This is a genomic window from Pectobacterium odoriferum, from assembly GCF_009931295.1.
In the GTDB taxonomy this organism is placed as follows: Bacteria; Pseudomonadota; Gammaproteobacteria; order Enterobacterales; family Enterobacteriaceae; genus Pectobacterium; species Pectobacterium odoriferum.
Genome location: NZ_CP034938.1, coordinates 4,499,737 through 4,512,050 on the forward strand (window position 1 = coordinate 4,499,737; position 12,314 = coordinate 4,512,050).

The 12,314-nt window shown below is 53.1% G+C and carries 11 protein-coding genes and 1 pseudogene; 2 read left to right on the forward strand and 10 right to left on the reverse strand.

Translation table 11 applies throughout. The annotated features are described in order from the left end of the window. Positions 1 to 105: 105 nt before the first annotated feature. The 10 genes and pseudogenes from EO763_RS20320 to bioH all read right to left on the reverse strand — a co-directional run bounded on the left by EO763_RS20320 (position 106) and on the right by bioH (position 10,817). Positions 106 to 1,527 (reverse strand): FtsX-like permease family protein, encoded by a 1,422-nt coding sequence (locus EO763_RS20320; protein ID WP_161530022.1) that lies wholly within the window; start codon positions 1,525 to 1,527, stop codon positions 106 to 108. Then, positions 1,524 to 2,216, reverse strand: a complete 693-nt coding sequence (locus EO763_RS20325; RefSeq protein ID WP_161530023.1) for an ABC transporter ATP-binding protein — start codon at positions 2,214 to 2,216, stop codon at positions 1,524 to 1,526. The genes EO763_RS20320 and EO763_RS20325 overlap by 4 nt, the downstream gene beginning before the upstream one ends. 8 nt (positions 2,217 to 2,224) lie before the next feature. Next, positions 2,225 to 2,704 carry a hypothetical protein gene (locus EO763_RS20330; protein ID WP_161530024.1) on the reverse strand — a complete coding sequence of 160 codons (480 nt, stop codon included), beginning with the start codon at positions 2,702 to 2,704 and terminating at the stop codon, positions 2,225 to 2,227. A gap of 12 nt (positions 2,705 to 2,716) precedes the next feature. Then, complete coding sequence (locus EO763_RS20335) at positions 2,717 to 4,462, reverse strand: alkaline phosphatase (RefSeq protein WP_161530025.1); 1,746 nt, start codon at positions 4,460 to 4,462, stop codon at positions 2,717 to 2,719. A 99-nt stretch (positions 4,463 to 4,561) separates the two neighbouring features. Then, positions 4,562 to 4,723, reverse strand: a pseudogene (locus EO763_RS23990) (efflux RND transporter permease subunit); the annotation flags it as partial. 108 nt (positions 4,724 to 4,831) lie between these two features. After that, positions 4,832 to 5,170: a hypothetical protein gene (locus tag EO763_RS20345; protein ID WP_244322025.1), complete on the reverse strand. Its 339-nt coding sequence runs from the start codon at positions 5,168 to 5,170 to the stop codon at positions 4,832 to 4,834. Between the two features lie 60 nt (positions 5,171 to 5,230). Beyond that, positions 5,231 to 5,932, reverse strand: a complete 702-nt coding sequence (locus tag EO763_RS20350) for a hypothetical protein (protein ID WP_161530026.1) — start codon at positions 5,930 to 5,932, stop codon at positions 5,231 to 5,233. 30 nt (positions 5,933 to 5,962) lie between these two features. Next, on the reverse strand, positions 5,963 to 6,442 hold the full coding sequence (locus tag EO763_RS20355) for an Hcp family type VI secretion system effector (protein ID WP_102116891.1): 480 nt from the start codon (positions 6,440 to 6,442) through the stop codon (positions 5,963 to 5,965). A gap of 323 nt (positions 6,443 to 6,765) precedes the next feature. Then, complete coding sequence (gene acrD / locus EO763_RS20360; RefSeq protein ID WP_161530027.1) at positions 6,766 to 9,876, reverse strand: multidrug efflux RND transporter permease AcrD; 3,111 nt, start codon at positions 9,874 to 9,876, stop codon at positions 6,766 to 6,768. Positions 9,877 to 10,049: 173 nt separating this feature from the next. Beyond that, positions 10,050 to 10,817, reverse strand: coding sequence for a pimeloyl-ACP methyl ester esterase BioH (gene bioH / locus EO763_RS20365; protein ID WP_161530028.1), 768 nt, complete (start codon positions 10,815 to 10,817; stop codon positions 10,050 to 10,052). A gap of 99 nt (positions 10,818 to 10,916) precedes the next feature. Between bioH and gntX the strand changes: the two genes are divergently transcribed. Next, positions 10,917 to 11,618, forward strand: a complete 702-nt coding sequence (gene gntX, locus EO763_RS20370) for a DNA utilization protein GntX (protein ID WP_044205413.1) — start codon at positions 10,917 to 10,919, stop codon at positions 11,616 to 11,618. 60 nt (positions 11,619 to 11,678) lie between these two features. Continuing rightward, positions 11,679 to 12,254 carry a Fe-S biogenesis protein NfuA gene (nfuA, locus tag EO763_RS20375; RefSeq protein ID WP_039304954.1) on the forward strand — a complete coding sequence of 192 codons (576 nt, stop codon included), beginning with the start codon at positions 11,679 to 11,681 and terminating at the stop codon, positions 12,252 to 12,254. Positions 12,255 to 12,314: the final 60 nt, after the last annotated feature.

The following is a 12,314-nucleotide window of genomic DNA, read 5'->3' on the forward strand; positions in this document are numbered from 1 at the left end:
GTGAACGATGTTCACCCTGTTTTTTTATGTCGCCTTGGTAAGATACCGAAGGACAGCACCGGGCGCAGAAATCACACGCCCGATGCCAATACGGCTCGTAGAGACTTACTCGCCACGCAGCGCCGTAGCAGGAGATTGGCGGTAAGACAGCATCGCGGGGATGGTGAGAACCACGGCGGCAACCAGCAACAGGAGCAGGACGAAGTGGATATCCTCCCATTCCAGCGTCACTGGCAGGACGAAGCCGCTTTTCTCGCTCATGACCACCGCAATCGCACGGGCAGCAAGATAACCCAGCCCGACGCCCAGCAGCACGCCGACGCTCACCAGCGACATCAACCCGCTCCAAATCAGCGTGAAAATGCCGTAGCGCGGCGCGCCAAAGGCACGGAGTGCGCCAATCTGTTTCTGCCGCTGCCGCAGATGGATAACCGCCACCATCGCCACCGCAACACCGACTAACCCCTGCGTACCCAGCGAGATATAGGTCAGTAGTTCACGAATATCGCCCAGCATCGAGTAAAGCTTCACCAGCACTTCTCCGGGGAACACCGCCAGCGTCGTGTTGCTGCGGTACAGCGAACGCAGTTGATAAGCGCCAACGATCGTTTTTGGTTTAACGACAATCGCGGGCAAACCAGCCTGATGCGCGTGCCCGTGAGCTTCTGCTTCGCCGTGCTCGTCATCGTGTGGAGCCGTTACCGGCTGAGCGACAGCAGCATGATGATCATCACTTTCCGCGCCTTCCGCTGGATGAGCGTCGTTGTGATGCTCATCGGCATGCTCAGTTTCATCATGCGCATGGCCGTCATGTTCACTCTCATGATCATGTTCCCCCTCATGCTCATGTGCGCCATGATCATGATCGGCATGCTCATTATGGTCGTGATCATCGTCCGCACCATGCGGTGGATGGATACCGTGTACTCGCCACACCGCGTTCACTGGTACCAGAATCGCTTTATCCCACGCGCTGCCGTCAGCAGGCAAAACACCGACTACGGTGTAGGTGACGTCATCGTGCGCGTGCGCCCCTTCCGTACCCACCTGACCATGAATAGGGCTAAATGTACTCCCAACCGTCAGCCCCGTTTGCGCCCCCACCACGGCTTCAAAGCCGTCGTTGAACACACGTCCGGCGGTAAGTTGTCGCTTACCGTTATCCGTGACCAGTGGCGGTGTGGTGCCGACAATCGGCATCCCCTGATAGAAATCACCAAACGCAACCGGTGCGGCCCAGGCGACCAGCGGGTTCTTCTCCAGATCGGTCAACACCTGCGCAGGAATCAGCGTCAGCGCCGACGGTTGCAGGAACACGGACGACAGTACCAGTTGGGTTTCACTCCCCGGCGCGCCGATCACCAGATCGAAACGGTCAGCCGCTTTGGCGCTGCCCATACGCAGCGCTCTTTCCTGCAAACTCACCGAAATACTTAACGCTGTCGCCGTCGCGATCAGCAACACCACGACCAGCACACCCGGCCAGAGCCGACGCCAGTCGACCCAGATAAGACGCCAAGGAATCATGCGCGATCCTCCCGATACTGCGTGTCCGCCACGAGGCGTCCTTTTTCCAGTTGAATACGGCGCGACATCTGTGATGCCAGACGCGCATCGTGCGTAATAGCGATAAGCGTCGCCCGGCTATCGCGCGCCAGCGTCACCAGCAGATCGGCAATCTGCTCACCGCTCTGCGCATCCAGACTGGCCGTGGGTTCATCGGCGACGATGATGTCTGGTTTGCTGAGCAAGGCTCTCGCGACGGCAACCCGCTGCTTCTCGCCGCGTGATAGCACTTCAATCGGACGTTTCGCGGTATCCAGCCCGACCTGCGCCAGCAGATCTGCCGCCCGCTGCCTGAGCGCCGCAGGGATCCGCCAGTGGTGAAACTGCGCGGGCAGTAAGACGTTCTCTATCGCACTCAGTCCGGGAAAAAGATGGAAGTCCTGCATCACCAGCCCGATGTGTTGTGCCCGCCAGCGGTCGCGTTCCGCTTCGTTCATCTGCCAGATATCCTGCTTTTCCCACTGCACACAGCCCGTTCCGCTGTGATCCATCCCGGTGATGGCATTCACCAGCGTGGTCTTACCGGAGCCGGAAGGCCCCATCACCGCGACCCGCTCGCCAGAACGAATAGACAGCGCGGGAATATCCAGCACCGCCTCGGACGTATCGGGGAAGGTCACACTCAGGTGTTGAATCAATAACTCAGCCATCGGCGCTCCTAAAGGGTATCGAACGTGGCTTCACGCAGTCGCAGCAGGCTGACAAAACCCGTTTCAGGGTCGGTCCACGATCCGTGTTCCAGCACGCCTTCCACCTCAATCATGGTGTTGTTCTGTACGAAGGTCTGACGTTTGGCGAGGTAAACGACGAGGATATCTTCAGGCCAGTCCGCATCAGACGAACAGAAGGGGCACAGCGCCATCGGCATTTTGGTTAAGACAAAGAATTGTGACTCCGCCTTGAGCGGCGGTGCCATAAAGCCACGCATCTTGACCCGTTTACCGGAGAGCGCTTTGACGTCATTGGAGAACTCCAGACCCAGCACGCCGTAAGAGGCGTACAGCTTATCGAAGGAGAGTTCAGACTGCGCGGCGTTTACCGGGGTGATGCCACTAAGAAGAAGGAGCACCAGCACCGCACGCAACCAAGAGAATAAAAGCGGGGTTGCCCCCGCTTTGCTACATTTCGCATTATTCATAGCGTCGTAGGGTTACTTTTTGTCCTGCGGTTTCACCGCCAGTGCATCAACAATCACCCGGAACAGATCGGTGTTTTCCATGTAACCACGGATACGCTCTGCACCGGGGCCACTCGCCTGAATCACCATATCGTCAACGGCATGAACGCCCGTATCGGAAGAACGTGGCAGAATCCCTTCGCGGAATACCGCACCCTGCACTTTCTCGTAGGCTTTGTTGGCAACGTATTCATCTTTTTCGTTCTTGATAGCAGGAACGAACTGGCCATCCAGCTTCGGACGGAACGTCTCGTAATAGTCAGGGAAGTTGTTGAAGAACACGGCCAGACGTTTAGAAACGTTCAGGTCATCCGGATAGCCGTCTTTATTGGCATCCTTATAGTTCGGGTAGCCCGCATCTTCATACACGCCGACCTTCTCACGCATCTCAGTGCCCGGTTTGTTGTCATCTACCGTGCCGATGATGGACAGGCCGTGCGTATGGTCGCCCGTCACGATAATCATCGTATCCGGGTTTTTCTCGGCGAATTTCTTGGCGATCGCGACAGACTGATCCAGCATGATGGTGTTAGTAAAGGCGCGTTCCCAATCCAATGGGTGAGACGCTTTGTCGATCAGTGCAGATTCCACCATCAGGAAGAAGCCGTCTTGGTTTTTGGACAGCACATCCAGCGCCGCCTGCGTCATGTCCGTCAGGTCAGGCTGGTTCGGGAATTTCTTGGCGACGTCATTTTTCAGGAAACGACGATCGATTACGCCATCCATGTTGCCAGTGTGGAACAGCCCCAGCAGCTTGGTAGCCTGCGCCGCGTTTTTCTTCAGTGAATCTGCGTCGGTAACCAGTGAATAACCCGCCTGCTGGAATTTCTCAACGTAGTTGGTTTCGTCTTTACGCTTAGAACCCGGCGTGCTTTTTGGCAGGAAGTAAGCAGAACCGCCGCCCAGCATGACGGTAGGCTGCACGTTGTAGAACATCTCGACGATTTCGGCTTTATCCGCGCGACGGCGAGTATGAGAGACAACTGCCGCTGGTGTGGCGTCCTGAAGTTCAGCATCGCTGACGACGCCGACAGACATCTTGGTAGAACGGGTCAGCAGTTCACCCAGCGTTTCCTGCTTCGGGTGTTCCAGTGAATTTTTGCTACGGCTGACGTACACACCCAGTGCGTTCACACCGGATTTGTGACCGGTCATGTAGGCGCTCATGGTGTTGGCGCTGTCGGCCGCGATAGAGTCGGTACTGGATGTACCGGCAAACGCCATATATTGCAGGTCATCAATTGCCAGACGACCGTCGGCTTTCCCTTCCGTCACCCCTTTGGACAGGATGCGTGCGCCAGTACGGTGCGCAACGGACAGGCCATCGCCGATGAACAGAATGACGTTTTTGGCTTTACGCGTACCGGACGCCGAATAAACGTCCCAGTTCACCTGCGTCTTTTTGCCTTTGGCTTCCGCCTCGACCACATACTTGCCTGCTTCCGGCAAGTTCACGTCGCGCAGCCAGATCGTGGATGCGTTGCCGCCGTCTTCACGCTCAACAAACGATGCCGTTTTGCCCAGCACCTGCTGGTAATCCTTGCCGTTGATCAGAATACGGATATCTTCTGGCTTAAGTACTTCATCAAACTCGACTTTAAAATCGAATTTTCCGCCTGCTAGCATGGTGGCGCGGTCAATGGGATAAATAGCCTGAGCCTTCACCATCCCCGGTAAAGCAGCAGAAACCAGTAAAGGCAGTAACCAGCGAGCTTTCATTGTTATGTCCTTGGTTGCGTCATTTAGCAGGACATAACGTAGTTATCTTTTTTTACAGTTTGATGAATTTCACCATAAATTATTTCACTTATATCTAACCTACTCCGCTCTTTCCTTTAACGGAAAGCGGCGGCGCACGACGACAAAGAACAGCGGCACGAAGAAGATGGCAAGGAAGGTCGCGGCTAGCATGCCACCGATCACGCCCGTCCCCACCGCATGCTGGCTGGCTGAGCCTGCACCGCTGCTGGTCGCCATCGCGTAACTTAAATTATTTAGAATATAGGGTAAGCAGGAAAACTCAGAGAACCGACAACTTCAAGTATGACGGGGATAAAAGCAAAAACTAGCACTGTCGTTATATTTCCCCTAATCAAGAGCGACTGCCGCCATAATAATTTCTTTTTTATCAGGGTAGACACTAAGATAAACGTCATATTCACTATAAGACAGCGAACGCCAGAGGATAGTATTAGCATCAATATTTTCAGGAATAAATCCTTTAGCTATTAAATAGCTTTCCAATTTTAATTGGTCAACTGTCCCCATAAAAAATATTATATTTGCCTCAGGTTTGTTGCCATCATGGGCTGAATAGGTTATGTAATAATTCTGAGAGACAAGGGGAGCCTCCCTTATAACTTCCATTGAGAAGAAATGGTCATAAAACCAATTTTCCTTTGTATAAGAAAGACTATCAATAGTCATTAGTTTAATTAATGCACATATTGCCATCGCCATAAAAGCAAAAAAAAAACAATACCCTTATTAATCCCCATAGACCCTCTTATTGTTTAAATATACTCCAAAATCACTGTCATTTACAATTACGACATCACCAGAATCGAAATTTGAATATGGCTTCACTGATTTCATAAAACTGGGTAATTCACCTATATAAGGCCTTGCGTTTGGTGATTTTGATGGATCAGGAAACAACAAAGGCCTAAACCCTTTATTCTTAAAGTTGCCAACAGCGCCATAATAATCCCATCGTTTAATTGACTCACTCTTGCTAACAGGTTTTAAGTCAGAAAGATAATTTTTACCATGGATTGCTCGATAAAACCCAAGCAAATCAGACACGAGGTCTTCTCCACTAAAGCCACTGTCTGTAGCCCAGCTAAAAGGCCAACTATCTTGCATTCCTTCAAATGCTATGCCCGTTCTCATCATCATAGCAAGAGCGATACTATGGCGTTCAGATAGTAAGCGTCCTCGGCGTATTTTCCAAAGACTGTACTTAGCAGTACCTGCCAGCTTTCGTTTAACAAACATGTTTTGTTCATAACGAATATGATAAAACTTATCGAGCTTACTTTCACCTAATTCCATTTGAGACAAAACACTCCTGATGTCATCACCTGATGCATGCCCCAAGTCTACCCAACCTAATATTTCGGTGTAAATGATACCATACTTCGCTGATATTACCTGATTGACATCCAATATTTCTGATCGCTTACTCATTTACTTTATCCGTCCTTGGATTTCTAAAAATCAATAAATTGAATCACTCCATAGCATATAACTACTCGTACGAGCAATAACATGCTCCAATGTTATTGATGAAAATTTAAATGATACATTTTCCTGAGGTTGACCATCATTATCCGTCAATGAGTGGGGATAAAAATAACGAATATCGTTAACAATCGCATCTTTTAAAGATATTTTAAAAAAAACTTCATGCCCACCCAAGGATGACGTTCTATACAATAAAAATTCGCAATTTAATTTTTCTTTATCATTCAAAGCCTGAGCTAAAAGCGGTGTGGATTTATCTATTGGTTTTCTTATATCAACAGGATGAAGAGATACATTTTCCAGTCGCGTAAATTGATTCATTAACTCATATATGAAAATTTCATCCTCATGCCCTGATTGATATTTATTACCAATCGAATCTACCGAGGATGCGCCTGCCGATATGAGGCCTTGTCTCTCACCGTTAATTTTTAAATAGATAATACTAGCCATTTACTACTCCTATTCATTCCATTGAAAGTTAATACATCCTAAATAAATTTCTATCATAAAATATTTTAAAGATCAAAGATAATATCATTACTGCTTTTACTTAGCAGTCGCATATTTAATTATCATGAGTATGAAATATTGAATAAATAATTTCACACCTATTTATTTGGTAGCACGCTGTAATGAATGTACTCGCCAGTTCCAGGTTAATTGCATCACACACAGACGATAAAATTGTTGTCTGACCACGCACCGTTAAGAGAGTAGTCAGACAAGTGCATTACTCGTCTTTATTAATGACGAAGGCAACCACTATAGCTCCATCATGCCTTCTCCTTCGGCGGAAAGCGGCGGCGCACGACGACAAAGAACAGCGGCACGAAGAAGATGGCAAGGAAGGTCGCGGCTAGCATGCCACCGATCACGCCCGTCCCCACCGCATGCTGACTGGCTGAGCCCGCGCCGCTGCTGGTCGCCATTGGTAGGACGCCGAAAATAAACGCCAGTGACGTCATCAATATCGGCCGCAGTCGCTGGCGGGAGGCCTCCAGCGTGGCCTCAACCAGATCCTTCCCTTTCTGGTTCATTTCGTTGGCGAATTCCACGATCAGGATGGCGTTCTTCGCTGATAGCCCGACCACCGTCAGTAGCCCAACCTGAAAATAGACATCGTTTTCCAGACCGCGTGCCCAGGTTGCCACCAGCGCCCCCAGCACGCCCATCGGCACCACCAGCATGACGGAGAACGGCACCGTCCAGCTTTCATACAGCGCGGCCAGACACAGGAACACCACCAGCAGCGAAATGGCATACAGCGCCGGTGCCTGCGCCCCGCTCAACCGCTCCTGCAACGACATGCCCGTCCATTGCAATCCAAAGCCTTCCGGCAGTTGCCCCACCAGCGATTCCATAATATTCATCGCCGTACCGGTACTGACGCCCGGCGTCGCCTCGCCAACAATCTCCAGCGAGGAATAACCGTTGTAACGCTCAAGGCGCGGCGATCCGGTTTCCCAGACGGTTTGCGCAAAGGCGCTGAACGGCACCATTCCGCCGCTGTTGTTGCGCACATACCATTTACTGACGTCGTCCGGCAGCATACGGAACGTCGCCGCCGCCTGAACGTAAACTTTTTTCACACGACCACGGTCAAGGAAGTCATTCACATAGGTCGATCCCCAGCCCGTTTTCAGCGTGCTGTTAATGTCATCCACCGACACGCCCAGCGCCTGCGCTTTGCGCTGATCGATATGAATCCGCAGTTGCGAGCTGTCGTCCAGACCATTGTGACGCACACGCGTCAGCTCAGGATTACTGTCGGCCATACTTAACAACCGATCCCGCGCCGCCATCAGTGCGTCGTGCCCCAGCCCACCGCGATCCTGTAGCTGCATACCGAAACCCGCGGCACTCCCCAGCCCGTTAATCGATGGCGGGCTGCTGGCGAACACCCGCGCTTCCTGAATCTTGCGAAAGGCTTTGGTCGCGCGTTCGATCACAGCAAACGAGCTGCTCTCCGGCGTCGTGCGTTCATTCCAGTCTTTAAGGCGCACAAACAGCCGCGCGACGTTCTGCCCATTTCCACCCGGCCCCGAGCCGATGGTGGAAAACACAGACGTCACGGTGTCTTTTTCCTGCGTGAGATAGTACTGCTCGACCTTGTTGACCACCTGTAAGGTCTGCTGCTGCGTCGAGCCCGGTGGGAGCTGTACTTGTGTCGTGAACACGCCCCGATCTTCCTGCGGCAAAAACGAGGTCGGCAGCCGGAAAAACAGAAAGGCCATAATCCCGATGATGCCCATATAAAGCAGCAGCCAGCGTCCGCTGCTGATTAATATCTTGCCGACGCCACGTTCATACTTCAGCGACGTGCGGGTAAAGCTCTGGTTAAACCAGCCGAAGAATCCTTTACGGCCATGGTGTTGGCCCTTGGCGAGCGGTTTGAGCAGCGTCGCACACAGCGCAGGCGTCAGCGTCATCGCCACCAGCACCGATAGGATCATTGAGGTCACAATCGTGATGGAGAACTGGCGGTAGATCGCTCCCGTGGTGCCACCAAAGAAGGCCATTGGCACAAACACGGCAGACAGCACCAGCGCGATCCCGACCAGCGCCCCTTGCACCTGCCCCATCGACTTTCGCGTCGCGTCCCGTGGCGAGAGCCCTTCCTCGCTCATCACTCGCTCTACGTTTTCCACCACCACAATGGCATCGTCAACCAGCAGGCCAATCGCCAGCACCATCGCGAACATCGTCAGGGTGTTCAGGCTAAAGCCGAAGGCATACAGCACGGCAAACGTGCCGAGCAACACCACTGGCACCGCAATCGTGGGAATCAGGGTGGCGCGGAAATTCTGCAAAAACAGGTACATCACCAGAAAGACCAGCAGCACCGCTTCAAACAGGGTTTTCACCACATCGGTAATTGAAGCTTTTACAAAGGGGGAGGTTTCGAAGGCAATTTTGGCTTCCAGTCCGTGTGGGAAGTATTGCGACAGCTCCTCGATACGCTCTCTGACGCGCTTATCGGTTTCCAGCTCATTCGCACCGGACGCCAGCTTCACCCCCAGACCGGAGGCGGCCTGACCGTTGAAGCGGCTGAGAAAATCGTAGCGTTCTGCACCAAGCTCGACTTCCGCGACATTGGCTAACGTCACGGCAGAGCCGTCTTGGTTGACACGCAGCGTGATATCGCGAAACTGCTGCGGTGTCTCTAATAGCGATTGCGCGTTGATCGTGGCATTCAGCGCCTGATTATCCACCGACGGCACGCCGCCAACCTGCCCTACCGAGACCTGACTGTTCTGCGATTCGATAGCCCGCACTACGTCGCTGGTCGTCAGTGCATAATCCATCAGTTTGGCCGGATCCAGCCAGATGCGCATCGCATACTGCGATCCATAGGAATCGACCTCGCCCACTCCGCTAATGCGGCTGATCGGCTCCTGAATATTGGTTGCGACGTAATCGGCGATGTCCTGTTTGTCCATACTGCCATCGGTAGAGACAAACGCGACCATCAGGATATTGGTATCGCCGGTTTTACTGACGGTGACGCCCTGCTGCTGGACTTCCTGCGGCAGCTTGCGAGTTGCCGACTGAAGCTGGTTTTGCACCTGCTGGCGCGCTTCATCGGGATCGGTGCCTGCCTCGAAGGTCAGCATAATTCGGGACTGGCCGGTGTTGCTGCTGTCCGAGGACATGTACATCAGGTTATCCAGCCCGGTCATGCTCTGTTCGATAACCTGTGTAACGGTATTTTCCAGCGTCTGCGCCGATGCACCGGGGTAGCTCGCCGTGATCCGCACGCTGGGCGGTGCCAGATCGGGATACTGTTCCAGCGGCAATGACTTGATGGCCAACATACCGCACAGGCTGAGAAGGATAGCCAGCACCCACGCAAAAATGGGACGGTCGACAAAAAAGTTCGCCATCTCTCCTACACTCCTCAGCCCTATTTTGACGCGGCTGCTTCACGAACAGCCTACTTATAATCGATCAGAATTCAACCCAGAGAAAACCCTGCGCACAGGGTGCCAAGTTACCTTAACTGCCGACGTCAGCTAAATCGTGGAGAAATTGAGGAGAAAATGTAAATTATCGTCGGCTACGCCTGAGCAAACGCGATCACCTGCTCGGTAAAAGCATCAGGATGCGAGATAAACGGTGCATGCGCGGCCTTTGGAATGACGACCGAGGTTGAGTCCAACCACTGATCATCCAGCAATCCGGCAACCTTACGCGGCACTAGCCCATCCAAGGCACCATAGAGCCGCAGGAATGGCACGGCTAAGTCGGCTAACGGCTGGCGTAAATCCGCTTCACGCAAAATGGCCAGCCCGCCGTTTAATACCTCGACTGACGGCATCGGTTGTTCCAGCACCACACTTTTTAACAGTCGGGCATCCTGCCGTGCGCTTTCCGTTCCCAGTGTTTGCAGCGCCAGAAACCGTTCGACCGTACGCTGGAAATCTTCACTGAGCTGCTGTTGAAACCCCTGCAAGACGTCTGGCTTGATTCCCGGCCAGCCGTCCTGTGCGCTGAAACAGGGCGATGACGCCACGGTAATCAGCTTTTCCACCCGAGCAGGGGCGCTCAACGCAATCTGGCTGGCAACCAGTCCGCCCAGCGACCACCCCAGCCAGACGGCACGTTCCGGAGCCTGCATCAGCACGCAGTCCGCCATGTCGCTCAGCGACATCGGCCCAAATCCCTGACTTCTGCCATAGCCCGGCAGATCGACCCGATGCAGACGAAAATGCGGAGCGAGTCGCGCAATAATGCTTTGCCATACCTGCGCATTCAGTCCCCATCCGTGCAGCAACACAAGATTCGTATTTCCTGCGCCTTCGGTCTGCCAATACAACGCTGCCATCAGTTATCTTCCTTTCTCAGGGACCCCCTTCACGCTTGCATGGGGTCAATATATTTCAGGGAAAACCGTATTTAGGGAAAACGATCTTTAAGGAAAACAATGTTAACCATCTCCGCACGCTGCTGGCTATGCTTATTGCCGCTTCATCACAGTCAGCAGGGTATTTGCTCGTACTGTCAGCGCCATTTGCCCCGCTTGCCCCTCTGCTGCCCGCGCTGTGGTTTGCCCTCAGCCGACACAACGCATCAGTGCGGACGCTGTCTACAGAACCCGCCGCCCTGGCAATCGATGGCCTTTATCAGCGACTACGCGCCACCGTTCAACACGCTGCTGAAGCATTTCAAATTTCACGGTAAAACCGAACTGGCAGCGGTACTCGCCCGACAGCTGTTATTGCGCTGGCAGATGACCTACCGCGAACGAAAGCTCACCGGACACGTTCCCCTGTTCCGCCCCGATCGCCTGTTTACCGTTCCCCTGCACCGCAACCGCCAGTGGCGGCGTGGCTTCAACCAGACCGAGCTGCTCGCTCGACCTCTCGCTCGCTGGCTGAACTGTACTTACGAGCCACACGAATTGCAGCGCACTCGGCGCACGCCGCTACAGCAAACACTCAGCGCCAGCGCGCGGCGGCGAAACCTGCGGGGTGCATTTTCCTGTGATGTCTCGCTGTCTGGGCAACAGGTGGTTTTACTGGATGATGTAGTCACGACGGGTAGCACCGCAGCCGAAATCAGCAGGCTGCTGCTGGCTCAAGGTGCAGCGGGCGTTCAGGTCTGGTGTTTATGCCGAACCTTGTAGTCGGGGGGAGGATGGGCGTATTATAACCGATAAGTGCAGTCAACTATCGAGCTTACTATTATGATCCGTATTACCGATGCTGCTCAGGAGCATTTCCTGAAACTGTTGGCAAAACAGGAAGAAGGCACACAGATTCGCGTATTTGTTATCAATCCAGGTACGCCAAACGCCGAATGTGGCGTGTCGTATTGCCCGCCGGATGCCGTAGAAGCCAGCGATACCGTACTGAAGTTTGAAAAGATTTCCGCTTACGTGGACGAACTCAGCGCGCCTTATTTGGAAGACGCTGAAATCGACTTCGTAACCGACCAGCTAGGTTCTCAGCTCACGCTGAAAGCGCCGAACGCCAAAATGCGTAAAGTGGACGACAGCGCCCCGTTGATGGAGCGAGTGGAGTATGTGCTGCAATCGCAGATCAACCCACAGCTGGCTGGCCACGGCGGCCGTGTCACGCTGATGGAAATTACCGACGATGGTCTGGCGATTCTGCAATTTGGCGGCGGCTGTAACGGCTGTTCTATGGTTGACGTCACGCTGAAAGAAGGGATTGAGAAAGAGCTGCTGCAAACCTTCCCTGAGCTGAAAGGCGTGAGAGATCTCACCGAACACCAGCGCGGCGAGCACTCTTATTATTAAGTTTCACTCGTACTATTAAGTTTCCTGCGTCTCATTTCCCCCTGCTGATTTATTCTGCCA